The sequence below is a fragment of the Kitasatospora sp. NPDC101447 genome (assembly GCF_044767225.1).
Taxonomy (GTDB): Bacteria; Actinomycetota; Actinomycetes; order Streptomycetales; family Streptomycetaceae; genus Kitasatospora.
Window position 1 is genome coordinate 90740 of the sequence record NZ_JBIWNL010000018.1, and the last position, 20486, is coordinate 111225.

A 20486-nucleotide genomic window follows, 5' to 3' on the forward strand; every position below is an offset into this window, starting at 1 on the left:
TGACGCAAGCCAGGCTATCGGGTGGCGGATACTGACAGGCATGGCATACGACGATCTCCGCTCGTTTCTCCGGGCCCTCGACCGCGAGGGCGACCTCAAGCGCATCAAGGCGGAGGTGGACCCCCACCTGGAGATCGGCGAGATCGTCGACCGTGTGCAGAAGGCCAAGGGCCCCGCGCTGCTCTTCGAGAACGTCAAGGGCTCGTCGATGCCGCTCGCGATGAACGTCTTCGGCACCGAGCGGCGCCTGGCCAAGGCGCTCGGCCTCAAGGGCCCGGACGACATCTCGGAGAAGATCGCCGGCCTGCTCAAGCCGGAGCTGCCGCAGGGCTTCACCGGCTTCCGCGACGCCTTCGGCAAGCTCGCCTCCATGGCGCACGTCCCGCCGCGGCACGTGAAGCCCGGCGACGCCCCCGTCCAGGAGGTCGTGCTCACCGGCGACGACGTCGACCTGGACGCGCTGCCCGCCCTCTTCACCTGGCCGCTCGACGGCGGCTCCTTCTTCAACCTGGGCCTCACCCACACCAAGGACCCGGACACCGGCGTCCGCAACCTGGGCCTCTACCGGCTCCAGCGGCACGACCGCCGCACCATCGGCATGCACTGGCAGATCCACAAGGACAGCCGCAACCACTACGCGGTGGCGGCGAAGCAGGGCGAGCGGCTGCCGGTCGCGATCGCCTTCGGCTGCCCGCCCGCCGTCACCTACGCGGCCACCGCACCGCTGCCGGGCGACATCGACGAGTACCTCTTCGCCGGCTTCGTCGCCGGGGAGCGGGTGCGGATGGTCGACTGCAAGACCGTCCCGCTGCAGGTCCCGGCCGACGCCGAGGTGGTCCTGGAGGGCTGGCTGGAGCCCGGCGAGATGCTGCCCGAGGGGCCGTTCGGCGACCACACCGGCTTCTACACCCCGCAGGAGCCGTTCCCGGCGCTGAAGATCGACTGCGTGACGATGCGCCGCCGTCCGATCCTGCAGTCCATCGTGGTCGGCCGCCCGCCGACGGAGGACGGCCCGCTGGGCAAGTTCACCGAGCGGTTCTTCCTGCCGCTGCTGAAGATCATCATCCCGGACATCGTCGACTACGACCTGCCCGAGGCCGGCGGCTTCCACAACTGCGTGATCGTCTCGATCGACAAGAAGTACCCCAAGCACGCCCAGAAGACGATGCACGCGATCTGGGGCGCGCACATGATGTCGCTGACCAAGCTGATCATCGTGGTGGACGCCGACTGCGACGTGCACGACTACCAGGAAGTCGCCTGGCGGGCCTTCGGCAACGTCGACTACAGCCGGGACCTCACCGTGGTCGAGGGCCCGGTCGACCACCTCGACCACGCTTCGTACCAGCAGTTCTGGGGCGGCAAGGCGGGCATCGACGCGACCCGCAAGCTGCCCGAGGAGGGCTACACCCGCGACGGCGGCTGGCCGGAGATGGTGTCCTCGGACCCGGCCACCGCCGCACTGGTGTCCCGCCGCTGGAAGGAGTACGGACTGTGAGCACGGCGGCCGTCGAAACCCCGGGGCGCACGAAGGCGTTCCTGCGCCTGGTGATGATCGAGCACTCGGTCTTCGCCCTGCCCTTCGCGTACATCGCCGCGCTGACCGCGATGTTCCTCGCCGACAAGCGGGTGCACTGGGGCCAGCTCTTCGTCGTGACGGTGTGCATGGTCGGCCTGCGGACCTTCGCGATGGCGGCGAACCGGATCATCGACCGCGAGATCGACGCCCGCAACCCGCGCACGGCCGGGCGCGAACTCGTCACCGGCGCCGTGTCGTTGAGGACGGCGTACATCGGCTCGGCGGTCGCGCTGGTGGTCTTCCTCGGCGCGGCGGCCATGCTCAACCCGCTCTGCCTGGCGCTCGCGCCGGTCGCCGTGGTGCCGATGGTGGTCTACCCGTACGGCAAGCGCTTCACGGACTTCCCGCAGGCGATCCTCGGCCTGGCCCAGGCCATGGGCCCGGTCGGTGCCTGGCTCGCGGTCACGGGCAGCTGGTCCTGGGAGGCCGTGGTCCTGGGTGTCGCCGTCGGCATCTGGATCGGCGGCTTCGACCTCATCTACGCCTGCCAGGACGTCGAGTCCGACCGCCACGGCAAGGTGCGGTCGGTGCCGGCCCGGTTCGGCATCCCCGCGGCCATCCGGGGCGCGCGCGTCTGCCACGTCCTGACCACGCTGCTGCTGGGCTGGTTCGCGGTCCTGACACACGCCGGGGCGGCCTTCTGGGTCGGCCTGGCGGTCGTCGCGGGGGCCTTCGTCTACGAGCACACCATCGTGAAGCCGAACGACCTGTCGAAGCTGAACCGGGCGTTCTTCCAGACCAACGGGTTCGTGGGCATCTCGCTGTTCTGCTTCGCCCTGCTGGACCTGATCATCCGCGGCCTCGGGATCTGATCCCGACGGGCCCGGCTGCGGGCCGCGGGCGGCGCCGCTTCAGCGGAACAGCGCGGCGTGGTCGGCGGCCCAGGTGCGGAAGCTGCGGGCCGGGTGGCCGGTGAGGTCCTGGACGGTGGTGGTGGCCGGCTCGGGGTCGGCGATGCGGGCGTGGATGAAGTCCAGCGTGCTGTCGATCGCCGCCCCGGGCCGGCCGGTGGCCGTCATGCGGTGGCGGGCGGCCTCGCGCGGGATCTCCTCCCAGGCCACCAGCCGGCCGGCCGCCTCCCCGATGATGCCCACCTGCTCGGCCTGGGTCGGCGACTCCGGGCCGGTCAGCACGTACCGGGCGCCGACGTGGCCGTCCTCGACCAGGGCCCGGACGGCGACCGCCGCGATGTCCCGCTCGTCCACCGGGTTCAGCTCGGCCGCACCGCCGTAGCCCCGCACGGCGTCCCCGGCGCGGATCTCCTCCGCCCACTGCAGCGCGGCCGCGAACCCGTACGCCCGCAGCACGGTGTACCGCACCCCGCTCCGGGCGAGCAGCGCCTCGATCTCGCCCTCCGGCTGCTCGGGGACGTCCCGGACGGCCGCCGAGGAGAGGAAGACCACCCGCCCGACCTCCCGGGCCAGCACGCCCACCGCGTCCGTCGCCGCCTCCGCCGTCGGGTGCGGCCACCCCAGCAGCACCGCGTCGACGCCCTGCGCCGCCGCCTCCAGGGACGCCGGGTCGAGCAGGTCCCGCTGCGTCAGCGTCCGCGCCCGTGCCCCGGCGGCCGCGAGCTGCAGCCCGACGTGCCGCCCGACCGTCCCGGAGACGCCGACCACCAGCACGGCCGACGCATCGTCAACTCGCTTTTCTGTCATGCCTAGAACGTAGGTGACGAAGATGAGACGCCCAATGCGCACGGGTCTCGGGTCCATGCGCCATCGTCTACCCGGCGCGCACCGACTTCCGTACGCCCCTCCGGTGCGTCGAGCGCCGGCAGTTCGTCGGTGTCCGGCCGCCCGCCGGGGGAGTACCGCGCCACCGCCCGGGCCCCGGCGGTCAGGACGTGAGGGTGTGGAGGCCGGTGAGGAGCAGGGTGAGGCCCACGAGGGCGAGGAGGGCGCCGAGGGCGCGTTGGGCGGCGGGGGCGGTCGGGGGAGGGGCGGCACGGCGCAGGTGCGGGGGGAGGCCGGCGCGCTCGGCGAGCTGGCGGCGGTGGAGGCGGGTCACGATCCCCCGGAAGTCGGCGGCCCAGAGGGAGCCGAGAGCCGTGGTGAGGAGGCCGAGCAGGACGAGGACGACGGTGCTCACAGGACGCGCCGCAGCCAGCCGTGGGTGTCCTCGGCCCGGCCGTACTGGAGGTCGAGCATCCGCTCGCGCAGGGCCGTGGTGAGCCGGCCGGGTGTGCCGTCGCCGACGGTCAGGGCGTAGCCCTCGCCCTTGATGCCGAGGACCGGGGTGAGGACGGCGGCGGTGCCCGCCGCGAAGACCTCCGTGATGGTGCCGTCGGCGAGGCCGGCCCGGAACTCCTTGAAGGTGACGGGGCGTTCGACCGGAGCCAGGCCGAAGTCGGGGGCGAGCGTGAGCGCGGTGTCGCGGGTGACGCCCTCCAGGATGGTGCCGAGTGCCGGGGTGACCAGCTCGCCGGCGGCGGTGACCAGGAAGAGGTTCATCGCCCCGGACTCCTCGATGCAGCCCTCCTCGTCCGTGCTGTCGAGGTAGAGGACCTGGTCGCAGCCGTGCTGCAGGGCTTCCGCCTGCGCGGCCAGGCTCGCCCCGTAGTTGCCGCCGCACTTCGTGGCGCCCGTGCCGCCCCTGCCCGCCCGGGTGTACGTCGTGCTGACCCACAGGGCCACGCCGCCGGTGCCCGCGGAGAAGTACGGCCGAGTGGGGCAGGCGATCACGGAGTAGGCGACCCGCTCGGCCGGACGGACACCGAGGAAGGTCTCGGCGGCGAACATGAACGGCCGCAGGTACAGGCTCTCCTCGCCCGCGGTCACCGGCACCCAGGGCTCGTCCGCGCGGACCAGGGCCTCGACGCTCGCGAGGAAGTCCTCCTCCGGGAGCGGGGGCAGGCCCATCCGCGCCGCGGAGCGGGCGAAGCGGCGCGCGTTGCGCTCGGGGCGGAACAGCCAGACGCTGCCGTCGGCGTGCCGGTAGGCCTTGAGCCCCTCGAAGACCTCCTGGGCGTAGTGCAGCGCGGCCGTGCCGGGGTGCAGGGAGAACGGCTTCAGCGGGCCCACGGAGCGGTCGTGCCAGCCGGCTTCCGGTGTCCAGAGGGCCTGGGCCATGTGGTCGGTGAAGTGCCGGCCGAACTCCGGTGCGGCCAGGATCGCCGCGCGTTCCGCCTCCGGCACCGGACTCGTGGTGCGGACCAGGGGGAAGGCCGGGCTCATCGTCAACTCCTGCGGAGGGGTGCGGATCGGGCGGTGCTGGGCGGGGTGCTGCGGTGGCGGGACGGTGCGGGCGGGGCGGCGGCGGTGGTCAGAGGGCGGCGAGGAGCAGGGCCGGGCGCTCCACGCAGTCCGCGACATGGCGCAGGAAACCGCCGGCCACCGCCCCGTCGCAGACCCGGTGGTCGAAGGTGAGGGACAGCTGGGTGACCTTGCGGACGGCGAGCTCGCCGTCCGTGACCCAGGGCTTGTCCACGACGCGTCCGACGCCGAGGATCGCGGCCTCGGGGTGGTTGAGGAGCGGCGTGGAGCCGTCGACACCGAAGACGCCGTAGTTGTTGAGTGTGAAGGTGCCGCCGGTCAGCTCCCCCGGCGGCAGGCTGCCGGAGCGCGCCAGAGCGGTCAACCGGACGAGTTCGGCCGCCAGTTCGGCGGTCGTCCGCAGGTGCGCGTCCCGCACCACGGGCACGACGAGACCGCGGTCGGTCTGCGCGGCGAAGCCCAGGTTCACGTGGGGGAAGCGGACGATCTCCTCCCGCGCCGCATCCACGGTCGAGTTCAGCTCGGGGAACCGGCGGAGCGCGGCGACGCAGATCCGCGCCAGCAGCGCGAGCAGCCCGATCGGCCGGTCCGGGGTGGCGTCCCGGAGGGTGTCCCGGGCCTGGAGCAGGCCGGTGGCATCCACGTCGACCCAGGTGGTGGCGGTCGGGACCGCACTGCTGCGGGTCAGCTTCTCGGCCGCGGCCCGGCGCAGGCCGCTCAGCGGGATGCGCTCCCGCGGAGCGGGATCCACCGCGGGCCGCAGGGCCCGTTCGACGTCACGGCGCAGGATGACGCCGTGCGGCCCGCTGGGCGTGAGCCGGGTGAGGTCGACGCCGTGCTCGCGTGCGAGCGCGCGGACCAGCGGGGAGATCACCAGCGGGGCGGCGGACCGCTCCGGCGCCCCGGTCCGGCTGGTGGCGCCGCGGCCGCGGCGGCGGCCGGGCGGGACCGGCCGCGTCCCGTAGCCGACCAGGACGTTGCCGCTCGGTGCCGGCGCCTCCTCGCCGTGGGCCTCCCGCGCGGGAGGCAGCTCGGAGGAGGGGCGCAGTTCGGAGGAGGGAGACGGCTCGGAGGAGGGGGGTACGGCCGCAGCGACGGAGACCAGCGGCGCCCCGACCGCGACCACCGCCCCCACCTCGGCGTGCAGTTCCAGCACCGTCCCGGCGTACGGCACGGGCACCTCGACGGCCGCCTTCACCGTCTCGACCTCCACGACCACCTGGTCCACCTCGACGGTGTCCCCGGCGGCGATCCGCCAGCCGACGACCTCCGCCTCGGTGAGGCCCTCGCCCAGGTCGGGCAGCAGGAAGACCCGGGGCCCGGCCGCGGCGGTCACGAGGCCACCCGCGCGAGGTGCCGGGTGTCCGGCTCGTCGTCGTACTGCAGGCGGTGGACGGCGTCCAGCACCCGGTCCACCCCGGGCAGGTGGGCGTGCTCCAACTTCGGTGGCGGGTAAGGGATGTCGAACCCGGCCACGCGCAGGACGGGTGCGGCCAACGAGTGGAAGCAGCGCTCCTGCACCCGCGCGGCGATCTCGGCGCCGACGCCGGCGAACCCCTGCGCCTCCTGGACGACCACGCAGCGGCCGGTCCGTCGCACCGACGCCGTCACCGTGTCGTCGTCGAAGGGCACGAGCGTGCGCAGGTCCACGACCTCCAGCTCGATGCCGTCGAGCGCCGCCTCGGCCGCCGCGGCGAGCGCGACCGGGACGGCGGGGCCGTAGGCGATCAGCGTGGCGTCGCGTCCGACGCGGCGGACCGCCGCCCGGCCGAAGGGCGGCGCCCCGCGCCGTTCCAGGTCGACGTCCTGCTTGGACCAGTACTGCTTCTTGGGCTCCAGGAACACGACCGGGTCGGGATCCCGCACGGCGTCCCGCAGCAGCCAGTGGGCGTCCTCGACGGTCGCCGGGGTGACGACCTTCAGCCCCGGGGTGTGCGCGTAGTACGCCTCGCTGGAGTCGCTGTGGTGCTCGACGCCGCCGATCCCGCCGCCGTACGGGATGCGCAGGACCATCGGCAGGGAGACCCGCCCCCGGGTGCGGTTGCGCATCTTCGCCACGTGCGAGGCGATCTGCTCGAACGCCGGGTAGGCGAAGGCGTCGAACTGGAGCTCCACCACCGGCCGGAACCCGCCCATCGCCAGCCCGACGGCCAGCCCGACCAGGCCCGACTCGGCGAGCGGCGTGTCGAAGCAGCGGTGCTCGCCGAACTCGGCGGTCAGCCCGTCGGTGATCCGGAAGACGCCGCCGAGCCGGCCGACGTCCTCGCCGAACACCAGCACCCGCTCGTCCTCGCGCAGCGCGTCCCGCAGCGCCGCGTTGAGCGCCTGGGCCATCGTGGCCGTTCCCATGTCAGTTCTCCGTGTCGGCCGACTCGGCGGCCAGCTGGTCGCGTTGCTCGCGCAGTTGGGGGGTGGGCTCGGCGTAGACGTGCTCGAAGAGTTCGAGCGGGTCCGGCTGCTCCTCGACGTCGATCCGGGCCCGCAGGTCCACCGCCAGGGCGTCGCCCGCCTCCCGCGCGGAGTCGACGTCCTGCTCGCCGAGCAGCCCGGCGCCGCGCAGGTAGGTCTCCAGGCGGTCCAGCGGGTCCGCGGCGTCCCAGCGGCGGACCTCCTCCTCGTCCCGGTAGCGGCCGGGGTCGTCGGCGTTGGTGTGTCCGTCCACGCGGTAGGTGTGGGCCTCCACCAGGAACGGGCCCTGACCGGACCGGGCGTGCTCGACGGCCGCGTCCAGCACCGACAGCACCGCCACCAGGTCGTTGCCGTCGACCTGTTCGGAGCGCACCCCGTAGCCGACCCCCTTGTACGCGAGGGCCGGTGCGGCGGTCTGCCGCGCGAGCGGCACGGAGATCGCGTACTGGTTGTTCTGGATCAGGAAGACCACCGGGGAACGGAACACCGCGGCGAAGTTCAGCGCCTCGTGGAAGTCGCCCTCGCTCGTCCCGCCGTCCCCGACGAAGGCCATCACCACGCCGTCCTCGCCCTTGCGGCGCACGGCGTCGGCCATGCCGACGGCGTGCAGCAGCTGTGTGGCCAGCGGCGTGCACTGGGGCGCGACCCGGACCGCCGTCGGGTCGTAGCCGCAGTGCCAGTCGCCGCGCAGCAGGGTCAGGGCCTCCACCGGGTCCACGCCCCGCGCGACCAGGGCCACGGTGTCGCGGTAGGTGGGGAACAGCCAGTCCCCGTCCCGCAGGGCGAGGACGCCGGCGATCTGGCAGGCCTCCTGCCCCCGGCTCGACGGGTAGACGGCGAGCCGGCCCTGCCTGGTCAGTGCGGTCGCCTGCTGGTCGAAGCGCCGCCCCACCACCATCCGCCGGTACGCCTCGCGGAGCCGCTCCGCCGGGGGCGCCTGGTACCCCGAGGGGGTCGTGGCCGCGGTGCCGGCCTCGGTGACCAGCCGGACCGGGGTGGCGGACGGCAGCAGCGCCGTCGCCGCCGGTCGGAGGCCCTGCTCGGACGCTGTGGCCGTGGCGGACATGGGGAGGGGCTCGCTTTCTCTGCGTGGTTTCTGCGGGGTCTCTGCGGGTTCGCTTCGGGTTCTCTGCGGTGGTGGGCGGCCGATGCCGGGCGGCCGGTGGCGGAGGAGGGACGGCGGTCCGTCAGGCCTGCGCGGCGGAGTCCCCGTCCGGCTTCGCGGACGCCCGCCGGTTGACCCAGGTGCGCTCCAGCTTCGCCACCACGTCCGCGCTGTGCATCCGAACGGACTGCTCCAGTGCGTACCGGCTCAGGTAGGTCCGGAACAGGTCGTCGGACTCCTCGGCCAGGTGCATCATCCGGCGGTTGGCGGGTACGGCCGGGTCGGCCAGCCGGTCGGCCGCCGAGGCCACGGCCGCGTCGACCTCGTCGGGCTTGACGACCTCGTCGCAGAGCGCCAGCGCCTGGGGGCTGTCCGCCGGGACCTGCTCGCCGTGGAAGATCAGGCGCTGCGCCATCCGCCGCCCGACCACCCGGCCCAGCCGCAGGTTGGCGGCGCCGGGGATGATGCCCTCGTTGAGCGCGGGCAGCGAGAAGTAGGCGTCGGATCCCGCGACGACCCGGTCGAGGACGAGCGCGACCTGGGTCGCACCGCCGATCGCGAAGGTCTCGACGGCGCCGATCCACGGCTTGCCGCCGGGCAGGTCGAGCAGGTCGTCCCCCGGGCTGCTCAGTCCGTGGATCAGCTTGCGGATGTACCCCAGCTCGCGCCGGAGCATGAAGTCCACGAAGGAGATCTTCCCCTCGTAGAGGTGGGTCAGGTTGATGCCGGCCCCGAACGCCCGCCGGCCCCGGTACCGGGGGTGGGAGAGCTCGCTGCCGCGCAGCACGCCCACCGCGACCTCGTCGTCGAGCAGGGCCAGGTCGATGGCGGTCTCCAGGGCCTCGACCACCGCGTCGTCCTCGGCGTTGAGGACGTGCTGGTTGCAGATGGTCACCTCGGCCACGAAGCCGTCGCGGCGGACGGTGGCCTGGCCGAGGTCCAGGTGGCCGGTCCGGCGGAACTCGGGGAGCAGCTCCAGGGCCCGGGGCGTGGGGGCCAGCATCGACCGCAGCAGGTGCTCGCCGGTGTCGCGCAGGCCCAGCAGGTGGGTGAAGAAGACGCCCTGGTCGAGCTCCCCGCCGGACTTCGCGGATTGCGGGACCAGGCGGTCCGCGGCGATCTGCGCGCGGCTGGGGACCAGCCCGGGGTAGGCCTCCGCCGCCGCGAACGCGAGGTCGTCCACCCGGACCTGGCGGCGGCGGCCGGTGGTGAGTTCGTCGTAGACGCGGCCCGCGTGCAGGTCGAGGAACTGGTGCCGGGCCTGCCGGGCGGCGCGCGCGACGTGCTCCGCGCTGTCGCGCTCGGCGGGGGTGCGCTCGGCGCGCGGCGGCAGCGCCGCGGTCTGGTCCGCGAAGGCGTCGAGACAGGCGGTCAGCAGGCGGGTGTCCGCCGGGTGGTCCCCGCGGAAGCGCGGGACCCCGGTGGCACGGGACGCCGCGCCGCGGGACGGGTCGGGCTGCGCCGCCGTTGCTTGGGTCGGCACGGGTGTGTGCATGCTGGGTCATCTCCTCGTGGGTGTTCTCGCGGCACGTGGCCGGTCCGTACCGGCGCGGGCCGTCATGGGCGGGTCAGCCCCGAGCGCACGATCGCGTCGAACAGGCCGCCGGAGGGCTCGTAGACCGTGTGGTGGTCGCCCGGCCGCCGGTGGACGGTGAACTCCCCGCCGGCGTAGGCCCGCCAGCCCTCCAGGGCGGCGGGCGGGACCACCGGGTCCTCCGTCGCCGCGAAGACCCGGACGTCGCACGGCAGGGGTGCGGCGGGGGCGGGCCGGTACTCGGCGGCGAGTGCGAGGTCGGCCCGCAGGCCGGTCAGCAGTCGGCGGACGAACTCCTCGTGCTGCAGGAGGACGTCGGGAACTCCGTTGGTGGCGCGCAGGAAGTCGAGGAGTTCGTCGTGGGGCAGCGCGTGGTACGCGGTGTCGGCGGCCAGGTGCGGCGGCCGGGCACCGGAGATCAGCAGGGCCCGGGGCAGCGGGTGGCCGTGCTCGTGCAGGTGCCTGGTCAGCGAGTAGGCGAGCAGACCCCCGAAGCTGTGGCCGAACAGGACGTACGGCGGTTCGAGCAGCGGGAGCAGGGCCCCGGCCACCTGGACGGTGAGTTCTTCGAGCGTGGCCGGCAGGGGGTCGCCGACCCGGTTCTCCCGGCCCGGGAGCTGGACCGGGCGCAGGTCCACCGAGTCGGGCAGGTGCGGGCGCCAGGAGGCGAAGGCGCTCGCCCCGCCGCCCGCGTGCGGGAAGCAGAACAGCCGCTCCCCGGCCCCGCGGCCGGCCGGGGAGCCCAGCAGCCAGGGCGTCGGGTCGGCGGTCACGCGGTGCCCCGCCGGGTTTCCAGCAGTGCGGCGATCTGCCCGCCGGCGCGGTTGTCCAGCAGGTCCACGAGGCTCAACCCGGCGTCGGGGAAGGCCGACTGGAGGTGGGTGAAGAGCGTGACCAGCAGCAGCGAGTTGCCGCCGAGCGCGTAGAAGTCGTCGTCGGGGCCGACGGATTCGCGTTCGAGGGTCTGCGCCATGACGGACAGGACCCGTTCCTCCACCGGGGTGCGCGGGGCGGTGTCCGGGCCGGCCCCGGAGTCGTACTCCGGTGCGGGCAGGCCCTTGCGGTCGAGCTTGCCGTTCGCGGTCAGCGGGATCTCGTCGAGCCAGACGAAGGCCGCCGGGATCATGTAGGACGGCACCCGGGCCGCCATGTACTCCCGCAGCTGGGCGTGGTCGGGCCGCGCGTCGCCCACCAGGTAGGCGGCCAGGGCCGGCCCGCCGGGCGCGTCGTCGCGGACCACGGTGGCCACGGCCCGGACGTCGGGGTGCGCGGCGAGGGCCGCGTCCAGTTCGCCCAGCTCGATCCGGTACCCCCGGATCTTGACCTGGTCGTCGCCGCGTCCGAGGAATTCGAGGTTGCCGTCCGGCAGCCAGCGGGCCAGGTCGCCGGTGCGGTAGATCCGGCTGCCCGGAGGGCCGAACGGGTCGGGCAGGAACCGTTCCCGGGTGAGGTCGGGGCGGCCCAGGTACTCCCGGGCCAGGCCGTCGCCGCTGAGCCAGAGGTCACCGGCGACGCCGACGGGCTGCGGTGCCAGGTCCTCGTCGAGGACGTAGGTCTGGGTGTTGGCGATCGGACGGCCGATGGGGATGGTGGGGCGGGTGGTGTCGGCGGCCTCGATGGGCTTCCAGGTGGCGAAGAGGGTGCACTCGGTGGGGCCGTACACGTGCAGGAAGCTGGTGTCGGTCAGGTGCGGCAGCAGCTGCGCGGCGCTGGCCGGCGAGAGGACGTCACCGCCGACCATCAGCTGTCGGACGCGGGCCAGTTCCTCGGGGAACTGTTCGGCCGCCACGTGGAGTTGGGGCGAGACGAGCAGCAGCGTGGTGATCCGGTGGCGCTGCAGCGCAACCTTGAGCAGGTCGGGGAAGGGCAGCCCGGACGGTGGCAGGACCAGCGTGCCGCCGTTCAGCAGCGCGCCCCACAGCTCGATCAGCGAGGCGTCGAAGGTGAGCGGGGAGAGCTGCAGGTGCGCCTCGTCGGGCCCGAGCCGTACGTAGTCCGCGCCCTTGACCAGTCGGCTGAGGGCCCGGTGGGTGACGGCGACGCCCTTGGGGGCGCCGGTGGAGCCCGAGGTGTAGATGACGTACGCGAGGTGCTCGGCGGTGGCCGCCGGGACGACCGGGTCGGTCGCCGGCAGGCCGTCCGTCGGCTCCGTGTCGTCCGGCGCGTCGAGCCGGAGCACCCGGGCGGCGGACCCGGCGAAGGCCTCCGCGTGGGCGGTGTCGGTGAGGACGACCGGGGCCCCGGCGTCGCCGACCACGAAGGCGAGCCGCTGCGCGGGGTGGTCCGGGTCGAGCGGGAGGTAGGCGCCGCCGGCCTTGAGCACGGCCAGCAGGCACACGATCATGTCGACGGACCGGGGCAGGCAGATGCCGACCGGGACGTCGGGGCCCACGCCCCACGCGATCAGGCGGTGGGCCAGCCGGTTCGCCCGGGTGTTCAGTTCGCCGTAGCCGAGCCGGACGTCCTCGTGTTCGAGGGCGGTCGCCGCGGGGTCGCGGCGGACCTGCTCCTCGAACAGGGCGGCGGTGGTGCGGTCGCGCGGGAAGTCCCGCCCGGTGCGGTTCCATTCGGTCACCACGAGGGCGCGCTCCTCGGGCGGGAGCGCGGGCAGGGCGGCGACCGGTGTGTGCGGGTTCTCCGTGGCGGCGGTGAGCAGCAGCTCGATCCGCCGCGCCAGCCGCCGCGCGGTGACCGGCTCGAACAGGTCGGCGTCGTACTCGACCGTTCCGCGCAGGTCGTCCCCGCGCAGCTCGAAGACGAGCGAGAGGTCCCGGGCGGCCGTGCCCGGGTGCAGGTCGACGGGGGTGCAGGTGGCACCGGGATAGTCCGGCAGCGCGGTGCCGAAGTTCCGGGCGGCGAGTCTGACCGGCACCGGCTGGCGGGCCGGGTCGCCGCAGGCTCCGGCCGGCCCGGCCAGGGCTCCCGGCGGCAGGGCGGTGGCGTGCGCGCGGGCCCGGGCCAGCTCCGCCCGGGCCTGCTCGACGACGTCCAGGAAGGTCGGTTTGCCGTCCAGTCGGAGGTCCAGGACGACGTCGGTCTCCGGCCGGCCGAGCGGGGTGTCCGGGTCGGGGCGGACCGGGACCAGGAGCGGGACGGCCTGCTGTCCGGTCTGCCGGGCGAGCAGCGCGAGTGCGGCGGCGCACAGGGCGCTGGACGCGTCGGCCGTTCCGGACAGTTCGCGCAGGCGCGGCGCGAGGCCGGCCGGAAGGGAGAAGTGTTCCACGCCGCCGGGGCGGGAGGTCCGGGGCCGGCGGGGCCGGTCGGTCGGCAGGTCGACGACGGGGAGCGCCTCCGGCCGGTCCAGCCAGTGGTCGAGTTCGACGCTCGCCTCCGCGGCGGAGGGCCAGCGGAGCTCCGGGGCCTGCGTGGCGGGGAGCGGCTCCCCCCGCCGTACGGCGGTGTGGGCGAGCGCGTGCTCGACGAGGAGGGCGTCCAGGGAGACCGGGTCGAGCGCCAGCCGGTGCGCGACGGCGAGCAGCAGCCACTCCTGCTCGCCGACCCGCAGCGCACGGACCCTCAGCAGCGGGCCGCGGGCGAGGTCGAAGGGCTCGGCGGCCAGCCGGGCGGCGTGCGCGGTCGCCTCCTCCTCCGGCGGTACGCGGACCGCGGCGAAGTCGGCCTGCGCCGCGCCTGCGGTGTCCGGCGCGGCGGGCTGCGGCACCGCCGGTCCGGTGGACGCGGGGAGCACGGTCCGCAGGACGGCGTGCCGCGCGGTCAGCTCCTGCAGCGCGCGGTGCGCCGCCGCGGGGTCGAACTCCCCGGTGAGCCGGAGGCACCGGACCACGTGGTGGGAGGGGTGCGACCAGGGGGCCGGGCCCGGTTCGAGCGGGGCGGACGTCGGGTGTGCCGGGGCTGTCACAGTGCTTCCTCAGAGGTGTCGCCGAGTGGTGGGAGGTCGCGGAGCCCGGCTCCGTCCGGTCGCAGGACCGTTCGCACGGGGAGGCTCTTGATCCCCGCGATGAAGGTGGAGTGCAGGTGGCGCGGCTCCCCGGCCGACTCGATCCGCTCGAAGTTCCTGGCGATCTCGTCGAACAGGACGGTCAGGGCGAGCCGGGCCAGGTGGGTCCCGATGCAGCGGTGGGCGCCCACGCCGAACGCGATGTGACGGTTGGGGGTCCGGTCGGCCCGGAAGCGGAAGGGCTCGTCGAACACGGTCTCGTCGCGGTTGGCGGAGCCCAGCCACGCGGTGACCGGCCGGCCGGCGCCGATGGTCGTGTCGCCCATCCGCACCTCTCCGGTCGTGTGCCGCAGCGCGTGGTTGGCGGGTGAGGACCAGCGCAGGATCTCCTCCACCAGGGACTCGGTGTCCCCGCTCGCCAGCCAGCGCTCCTGTTCGGCGGGGTTCTCCAGCAGGGCGAGCAGGCCGGCGGCGGCCGCGTGGGAGGTGGTGACGGTCGCCCCGATGAGGAGGCTGTAGGCGTTGAGGAGGACCTCCTCGCGGCTCAGCTGCTCGCCCTCCGGTGCGGCCCGCAGCAGTGCCCCGATGAGGTCGTCCGCCTCCTCCCGGCCGGGGCGGGACACCTCGGTGTGGAAGTACAGGAAGATCTCGGAGTGCGCCCGGTTGAGCACGGCGGAGCGGGAGTCGCCGGTTCCGGCGTAGTCCGGGTCGGACTCGGCGACCGCCGCGTAGGTGAAGTGGCTCAGCCGGTTCCAGGAGGACTCCGGGATGCCGAGCAGCAGCCCCGCGATCGCGATCGGGTAGTACGCGGCCTGGGCCGCGAAGTCCCAGGTGTCCTGCCGGGCACCGACCGAGAGCAGGCGGCGGGAGAACTCCCGCAGCGCGGGCTCGTACGCCTGGACCGCCTGCCTGGTCAGGTGCGGGGACAGCGGGTCCTTGAGCCGCTTGTGCTGCGGCGGGTCGGTGACCGCGAGCATCTTCCCGCCGGCGATGTCGGTCTGCCCCAGGGTCGTCAGGATGTTGCCCCGCGTGGCGGTGAACTCGCCGTGCTGGGAGAGCACCCGGGACACGTCCGCGTACCGGGTGACCGCCCAGAACTCCGGCTTGCCGCCCATCGGGCACTGGCGGTGGACGGGATCGTGGGCGCGCAGGTGGGTCCAGACCGGGTGGGGGTCCCCGGTGCCGAAGTAGTGCGGATCGGAGAGGTCCGGTCCGGGCTCGTCGTCCGCGGCGGCCCCGCCAGAGGTTATGCGCATGGTTCTGCTTCCCTACGACACGAGTGGGGGAGGACCGGGTCAGATGTACTCCTCGGCACCGCCCGTGCGGACCGTGTCGAGGGTGAAGCAGTGGAAGCCGCCGCCGAACAGCCGGCGGTGGCGGTGGCGGACCGGGACGACGGTGAAGCGGTGCTCCTCCAGGGTCCGGATCAGCGTCTTGCAGGCGTCGTTGACCATGACGGTGTTCTCGTCGATGGAGAGCACGTTGAGGTCGATGTACGGGCTGGGCGGGATGGGGTCGCCGTTCTCGTACTGCGGGTAGTCGCTGATCTGCGGCGCCGGCGGCACGATCACGTCCCACGTGCGCAGCGGCTCGGGCAGGTAGTCCAGCACGTCGGCCGAGCGGAGCAGCAGCGTGCCCGGCCTCAGCGGCACCACGACGCTGTCGATGTGGCTCTGCGTCAGCTTGTTCATGCGGTGCACCCGGAAGCGCCCGTCGAGGTGGCGCTCCAGCCAGTCGTAGGCCAGTGCGTGGTTGCGGTTGGCGACGTTGACGATCAGGTCGCGCCCGAGCCGGAGGCAGTTCGCGGCGTCGATCATCGGCTCCAGGCCGGAGTCGTACGGGGACGGCTGCGGGTTCTCCGGGACCTCGATGTTGGGCGCGGGGTTGTCGTTGTCCGGGTCGAAGGAGGCGTCGGTCATCATCGGCCGCGGCATGACCGTCCAGCGCGCCCCCTGGGCGAAGTAGCCCATGAAGGTCGGCTTGAGGAACTGGTTCTCGAAGTACCGGGCGCGCAGGGTCGGCGGGGTCTCGATGATCTCGTCGCCCATGACGAGGGTGTTGTCGCGCAGGTTGAGCGGGGGCACCACCGCGGCGTCCCAGGCGGGGGTGGTGACCCGGGTGAGGTCGGCGGCGGGCTCCAGCGGGCGGTGCACCGTCACTCCCAGGGCCTCCAGCTGCTCGACCACGCCCTCCACGTCCTCGATGAGCTCCCGGAGGAAGCGCTCCTTGAGGGCCAGGCGGTCGGGCTCGTTGCGCAGCCGGCGGGCCTCGCTGTCGCGCCAGGTCGACAGGCTCGGGAAGTAGCCCCGGGTGCCCGACAGGTTGTCGCTGATGAACATGTCGAACGACAGGTCGCGGATGCGGTCGGCGTACCCGTCCGCGGAGCCGACGATGATCTCCTTGAGCGGGGTGAAGTCGTCGAAGCTGTTGAGTCGCATGGGAGCGGTGCCCTTCTCGGCGGGGTGGCGGTCAGGGGTGGCGGTCAGGAGTCGGTGGTCGTGATCGCCTGCACCGGACAGCGCCTGACCGCCTCGTCCACGGCGTCGTGCAGATCCTCGGGCGGCGTCTCGTCCAGCAGGACGACGAGGCCGTCCGTGTCGTCCTGGTCGAAGACCTCGGGCAGGGCCATGGCGCACTGGCCCGCTCCGATGCAGGTGTGCGTGTCCACGGATACGCGCATGGTGTCCTCCGGTGCGGTCGGCGTCACCAGGTGACGGGCAGGCGGTGCACGCCGTACACGCTCCGGTCGGTGGCGAGCGGGACTTCGTCGGCCGGAACCGCCAGTTCGAGCGTCGGGAAGCGGTGGAAGAGCGCGGGGAGTGCCGCGCGCATCTCCATGCGGACGAGGTTCTGGCCGAGGCACTGGTGGATGCCGTAGCCGAAGGCGAGGTGGCCGGTGGTGCGCCGGCCGAGGTCCAGCCGGTCGGCCTCGTCCTGGAACCAATTCGGGTCCCGGTTGGCCGCGGACAGCGACACGGTGACGGAGTCGCCGGCCTTGAGGTGCTGTCCGCCGAACTCCAGGTCCTCCAGCGGGGTCCGCGGCACACCGAAGTGGAAGATCGTCAGGTAGCGGAGCAGTTCCTCCACCGCGTTGTCCACGATCGACGGGTCGGCGAGCAGCCTGGCCAGCTGGTCGGGGTGGGACAGCAGGGCGTGGACGCTGAGCCCGAGCGAGCCCATGGTGGAGTCGTGGCCCGCCGTCAGCAGCAGCACCCCGACGCCGGCGATCTCCTCGGTGTCCAGCGTGCCGTCCTCGGCGAGCGACCTGAGCAGACCGGGGGTCTCGTCCTTCGAGCGGCCCGCGGCGATCTCGCGCACCACGGCGTACAGCTGGTCCATGGCGGCGGAGGTCTCGGCCGCGGTGGACTCCAGGTCGAAGAGCCGCTTGCTGTTGTGCTGGAACTCCGCGCGCTCGTGGTACGGGACACCGAGCAGCTCGCAGATCACCTGCGAGGGCAGGGGCAGGGCGAAGGCCTCGACGAGGTCCGTCCCGGGGCCGGAGCGCTCCAGGCCGGACAGCAGCTCGTCGACGATCCGGTCGATCTGCGGCCGCATCTCCCGCATCCGGCGCGCGGTGAACTGGCCGGCCAGCTGCTGCCGCAGCCTGGTGTGCTCCGGCGGGTCCATGTCGACCAGCCAGCCGGGCAGCGCGGGGACACCGAAGAACGGATCCGCGCCGGGCCGGTACACCGGCGCCCGCTTGAACTCGGAACGGGCGCTGAAGCGGGGATCGGTGAGCATCTGGCGGGCCAGCTGGTGGCTGGTCACCACCCAGCCGACGTGGCCGTCCGGGTAGCTCATCCGCCGCAGCGGCTCGTCGGCCTGCCACTGCATCAGGTCCACGGGCGGATCGAACGGACGGACGCGCTCGGTCGGATGGGATGGCACGGGGTCCGTGGGCACGGTCGACCTCCTTTCGTGTGAGAGGCGCTGCCGGTCGATCAGTCGAGGTAGTCCTCGGGACCGCCCTCGCGGACCGTGTCGAGGGTGAAGCAGTGGAAGCCGCCGCCGAAGAGCCGGCGGTGGCGGTGGCGCACCGGCACGACGGTGAAGCCGTGGCGCTCCAGCTCGCGCATCAGCTCGGGGGACGCCTCGTTGACCAGGACGGTGTCGGGGCTCACCGAGAGCACGTTGAGATCGATGAACGGGCTGGTGAGGATCAGGTCGTCGTCCGCGTACTCGGGGAAGTTGTAGGTCTCCGGAGCCGGCGGGATGATGACGTCCCAGCTGCGCAGGGGCTTGGGCAGCAGGTCGACCACGGCCTGCGAGCGGCACAGCAGCGTGCCCGGGCGCAGGGCCAGCACCATGCTGTCGATGTGGCTGTCGCTCAGCTTGTGGACGCGGTGGATGCGGAAGCGGCCCTCCAGGTGCCGTTCCAGCCAGTCGACGCCGAGGGCGTGGTTCTCCGTCGCGATGTTGGCGACGATGTCCCGGCCGAGGCGCAGGCACTGCGCGGCATCGAAGAGCATCTCGTGGCCGACGTCGTAGGGCGACGACTGCGGGTCCTCGATCGGCTCCATCGGGCCGCCGGCCTTGCTGGAGCGCGCGTACGACAGGTCGAAGGAGGCGTCGGTCATCAGCGGCCGGGGCATGGTCGACCAGCGGGCGCCGCGCCGGAAGTACTCCTGGAACACCGGCTTCAGCAGCTGGGTCTCGAAGTACCTGGAGCGGATCATCGGCGAGGTTTCGATGATCTCGTCCCCGGCTATCAGGGTGTTGTCGCGCAGGTTCAGCGGCGGGACCACCGAGGCAGACCAGGCCGGGGTCCGCACCTCTGCGGTCTCCGGGGCGACGTCGGTCGGCCGGTGCACCGTCACTCCGAGGGAGGTGAGGGTGTCGACCAGGCCCTGCAGGTCCTCGTTCAGCTCGGCGACGTAGCGCTGCTTGACCGGGATCCGGGTGCCGCCGGCGGTCGGGTCGCCGCTGCGGGACGTCAGGCGCGGGTAGTACCACTCGGAGCGGTTGTCCCCGGCGATGTTGTCATGGAAAAAGAGTTCAAAAGAAAGCTCACGCTCGTGTGAAACATAGTTCTCGGCCGAGCCTACGATTATTTCCCTCAGGGGTGACCATTCATCAAAGCTATTCAGCCGCACTGACGCTCCCCGTATATGTGTGCACTGACCGAAAGGGAAGGCAAGTTACACGACAAACTTTTGTCATGCTAAGCACAGTGAACTCTGTGACGCAACGTCACCCGTGAGGCGGGTCGGTGTAACCTGCGTCACATCGGCGGGTGGTTGACGGTGTCCACGCAATCGATCAATACTCCGGTTTGCGTAGCTGCTACGTCATCAGATGGCGCGAATCCACCCAACCATCCGGATCTTCACGAGAGTTCCGGTGCGGAGGCTCAGAGGCAATGCCAAGCCAGCAAAAGAGTGGCCCTGACTATCAGCAGTTCGACTTCCTCATGAACGCGCCGGCGCTCTTCAACGCCGCCGCGACCGGGGCGGAGCTGCGTCTGTTCATCTACCTGTCGGAGAACCCGGGTTCCGACTTCGAGGCGCTGCGCGAGTTCTCCGGCGTCCCGGCCCACCAGCTCCGCGTGCTGCTGCAGGGGATCTGCGCGGCCGGTCTGATGGAGCGCACCGACGGGAAGTACCGCAACTCCGCCGTCGCCGAGGACCTCCTGGCGTCCGACGAGCCCGACAGCTGGGCGCACACCCTCATCGGCTGGAAGGAGATCTACTACCCCGCCTTCGGCCAGATGACCAAGGCCCTGAAGGCCGGCACCAACACCGCGCTGGAGAGCTACCCCGGCGACGAGCCCACGCTCTACAAGCGGCTGACCCGCAACCCCGAGCTGGAAGCGGTCTTCCACAAGGCGATGGCGGCCTTCACCCTCGCGTCGATCAACGACCTGGTGGAGCGCGAGGAGTTCGGCACCGTCAGCCACCTGCTGGACATCGGCGGCGGCGACAGCACCACCACGGCCCGCCTGCTCGCCCGCTACCCGAACATGCGCTCGACGGTCTTCGACCAGCCGAGCGTCTCGGAGCTCGCCCACGGCAAGGAAGCACAGGCCTTCATCGACCGGATCGACCTGGTCACCGGCGACTTCTTCGACACCCCCTTCCCCGAGGGTGCCGATTCGGTGCTTTTCAGCCACGTGCTGGGCATCTTCTCCCCGGAGCAGATCGTCACCCTTCTCAAGAAGGCCTATGACGTGCTGCCCAGCGGCGGCCGGATCTTCATCTACGACTACAACGTCACGAATGAAGAGACCACCGGAATCTACGGCGCGCGGCTCGGCCTCTACTTCAACATTCTCGCCAGCGGTACGGGAATGGCCTATCCCGCGGAGGACTTCGAGGGCTGGCTGAGCAAGGTCGGATTCGTCGACGTCAGGACCGTCGGGGAACTCGACTACGAGCACGGCTTCCACATCGGCGTCAAGCCGTAGTAGACGCGTAAAACGGGTGGCACGACCTGCTGAGGCTTCCGGGAGCAGGCCGTGCCACCGTCTCGCGGAGCGTTGGGAAACAGCGGCGACGTGGAATTCCGTGGGCCGCCCCCCCGCCGCACGTCGGCCGTTCGGTGGTCCGTCCGGTCTGCGACACCATGAACGCGCGTCCGCTGCCGTGGCCCGGCGCCCACCGGCGCCTGGCGCTCGCGGCCTCCCCCAGGGCACGGTCCGGCGCGTGAGGCGGTCGACCACGACGGCCGAGCCAAGCAGGCGGCGACCACGCGCGCGGACTGCGGACGTCCACCCCGTCACGGACGAAGAACTCGTCGGCCGAACATGC

17 protein-coding genes are annotated in these 20486 nt (G+C 72.7%); 3 read left to right on the forward strand and 14 right to left on the reverse strand.

Translation table 11 applies throughout. The features are described from left to right. The first annotated feature begins 40 nt into the window (after positions 1–40). Positions 41–1498: a menaquinone biosynthesis decarboxylase gene (locus ACIRST_RS24750; RefSeq protein WP_402804368.1), complete on the forward strand. Its 1458-nt coding sequence runs from the start codon at positions 41–43 to the stop codon at positions 1496–1498. Beyond that, complete coding sequence (gene mqnP, locus ACIRST_RS24755) at positions 1495–2391, forward strand: menaquinone biosynthesis prenyltransferase MqnP (RefSeq protein ID WP_350521583.1); 897 nt, start codon at positions 1495–1497, stop codon at positions 2389–2391. The genes ACIRST_RS24750 and mqnP overlap by 4 nt, the downstream gene beginning before the upstream one ends. 39 nt (positions 2392–2430) lie before the next feature. Here mqnP and ACIRST_RS24760 read toward each other — a convergent pair whose 3' ends face one another. The 14 genes from ACIRST_RS24760 to ACIRST_RS24825 all read right to left on the reverse strand — a co-directional run bounded on the left by ACIRST_RS24760 (position 2431) and on the right by ACIRST_RS24825 (position 18833). Next, positions 2431–3237 carry a nucleoside-diphosphate sugar epimerase gene (locus ACIRST_RS24760; RefSeq protein ID WP_402804369.1) on the reverse strand — a complete coding sequence of 269 codons (807 nt, stop codon included), beginning with the start codon at positions 3235–3237 and terminating at the stop codon, positions 2431–2433. Between the two features lie 181 nt (positions 3238–3418). After that, on the reverse strand, positions 3419–3670 hold the full coding sequence (locus ACIRST_RS24765) for a hypothetical protein (protein ID WP_402804371.1): 252 nt from the start codon (positions 3668–3670) through the stop codon (positions 3419–3421). Continuing rightward, entirely contained in the window at positions 3667–4755 is a 1089-nt protein-coding gene (locus tag ACIRST_RS24770) for a branched-chain amino acid aminotransferase (RefSeq protein ID WP_402804372.1), read from the reverse strand. Before ACIRST_RS24770 ends, ACIRST_RS24765 begins: the two co-directional genes overlap by 4 nt. Before the next feature lie 88 nt (positions 4756–4843). Then, positions 4844–6130: a dihydrolipoamide acetyltransferase family protein gene (locus ACIRST_RS24775; RefSeq protein WP_402804373.1), complete on the reverse strand. Its 1287-nt coding sequence runs from the start codon at positions 6128–6130 to the stop codon at positions 4844–4846. Further along, positions 6127–7143: an alpha-ketoacid dehydrogenase subunit beta gene (locus tag ACIRST_RS24780; protein WP_402804375.1), complete on the reverse strand. Its 1017-nt coding sequence runs from the start codon at positions 7141–7143 to the stop codon at positions 6127–6129. Before ACIRST_RS24780 ends, ACIRST_RS24775 begins: the two co-directional genes overlap by 4 nt. Position 7144: 1 nt before the next feature. Continuing rightward, positions 7145–8269 (reverse strand): pyruvate dehydrogenase (acetyl-transferring) E1 component subunit alpha, encoded by a 1125-nt coding sequence (pdhA, locus tag ACIRST_RS24785; protein WP_402804377.1) that lies wholly within the window; start codon positions 8267–8269, stop codon positions 7145–7147. 121 nt (positions 8270–8390) lie between these two features. Then, entirely contained in the window at positions 8391–9803 is a 1413-nt protein-coding gene (locus ACIRST_RS24790) for an enoyl-CoA hydratase/isomerase family protein (protein ID WP_402804378.1), read from the reverse strand. A 62-nt stretch (positions 9804–9865) separates the two neighbouring features. Then, positions 9866–10615 (reverse strand): alpha/beta fold hydrolase, encoded by a 750-nt coding sequence (locus tag ACIRST_RS24795; protein ID WP_350521575.1) that lies wholly within the window; start codon positions 10613–10615, stop codon positions 9866–9868. Further along, a complete protein-coding gene (locus tag ACIRST_RS24800; RefSeq protein ID WP_350521574.1) occupies positions 10612–13701 on the reverse strand; it encodes an amino acid adenylation domain-containing protein in 3090 nt (1029 codons plus the stop codon). Before ACIRST_RS24800 ends, ACIRST_RS24795 begins: the two co-directional genes overlap by 4 nt. Next, positions 13698–14996 (reverse strand): cytochrome P450, encoded by a 1299-nt coding sequence (locus ACIRST_RS24805; RefSeq protein ID WP_350521573.1) that lies wholly within the window; start codon positions 14994–14996, stop codon positions 13698–13700. The genes ACIRST_RS24800 and ACIRST_RS24805 overlap by 4 nt, the downstream gene beginning before the upstream one ends. A 39-nt stretch (positions 14997–15035) precedes the next feature. Beyond that, entirely contained in the window at positions 15036–16178 is a 1143-nt protein-coding gene (locus tag ACIRST_RS24810; protein WP_350521572.1) for a glycine amidinotransferase, read from the reverse strand. Between the two features lie 44 nt (positions 16179–16222). Next, positions 16223–16420, reverse strand: coding sequence for a ferredoxin (locus tag ACIRST_RS24815; RefSeq protein WP_350521571.1), 198 nt, complete (start codon positions 16418–16420; stop codon positions 16223–16225). A 23-nt stretch (positions 16421–16443) separates the two neighbouring features. Continuing rightward, positions 16444–17574, reverse strand: a complete 1131-nt coding sequence (locus ACIRST_RS24820) for a cytochrome P450 (RefSeq protein WP_350521730.1) — start codon at positions 17572–17574, stop codon at positions 16444–16446. Positions 17575–17681: 107 nt separating this feature from the next. Further along, positions 17682–18833: a glycine amidinotransferase gene (locus ACIRST_RS24825; RefSeq protein ID WP_350521570.1), complete on the reverse strand. Its 1152-nt coding sequence runs from the start codon at positions 18831–18833 to the stop codon at positions 17682–17684. Positions 18834–19099: 266 nt separating this feature from the next. On the opposite strand from ACIRST_RS24825, the gene ACIRST_RS24830 reads away from it, so the two are divergent. Beyond that, the gene (locus ACIRST_RS24830; protein ID WP_350521569.1) at positions 19100–20143 is read left to right on the forward strand and encodes a methyltransferase; all 1044 of its coding nucleotides are present in this window, start codon (positions 19100–19102) and stop codon (positions 20141–20143) included. Positions 20144–20486 lie beyond the last annotated feature (343 nt).

Excerpts from the sequence above, each read along its gene's own strand:
- ACIRST_RS24750 (WP_402804368.1), top strand. The coding sequence starts at position 41 with ATGGCATACGACGATCTCCGCTCGTTTCTCCGGGCCCTCGACCGCGAG.
- ACIRST_RS24760 (WP_402804369.1), bottom strand. The coding sequence starts at position 3,237 with ATGACAGAAAAGCGAGTTGACGATGCGTCGGCCGTGCTGGTGGTCGGC.
- ACIRST_RS24770 (WP_402804372.1), bottom strand. The coding sequence starts at position 4,755 with ATGAGCCCGGCCTTCCCCCTGGTCCGCACCACGAGTCCGGTGCCGGAG.
- ACIRST_RS24780 (WP_402804375.1), bottom strand. The coding sequence starts at position 7,143 with ATGGGAACGGCCACGATGGCCCAGGCGCTCAACGCGGCGCTGCGGGAC.
- pdhA (WP_402804377.1), bottom strand. The coding sequence starts at position 8,269 with ATGTCCGCCACGGCCACAGCGTCCGAGCAGGGCCTCCGACCGGCGGCG.
- ACIRST_RS24790 (WP_402804378.1), bottom strand. The coding sequence starts at position 9,803 with ATGCACACACCCGTGCCGACCCAAGCAACGGCGGCGCAGCCCGACCCG.
- ACIRST_RS24805 (WP_350521573.1), bottom strand. The coding sequence starts at position 14,996 with ATGCGCATAACCTCTGGCGGGGCCGCCGCGGACGACGAGCCCGGACCG.
- ACIRST_RS24810 (WP_350521572.1), bottom strand. The coding sequence starts at position 16,178 with ATGCGACTCAACAGCTTCGACGACTTCACCCCGCTCAAGGAGATCATC.
- ACIRST_RS24815 (WP_350521571.1), bottom strand. The coding sequence starts at position 16,420 with ATGCGCGTATCCGTGGACACGCACACCTGCATCGGAGCGGGCCAGTGC.
- ACIRST_RS24820 (WP_350521730.1), bottom strand. The coding sequence starts at position 17,574 with ATGCAGTGGCAGGCCGACGAGCCGCTGCGGCGGATGAGCTACCCGGAC.
- ACIRST_RS24830 (WP_350521569.1), top strand. The coding sequence starts at position 19,100 with ATGCCAAGCCAGCAAAAGAGTGGCCCTGACTATCAGCAGTTCGACTTC.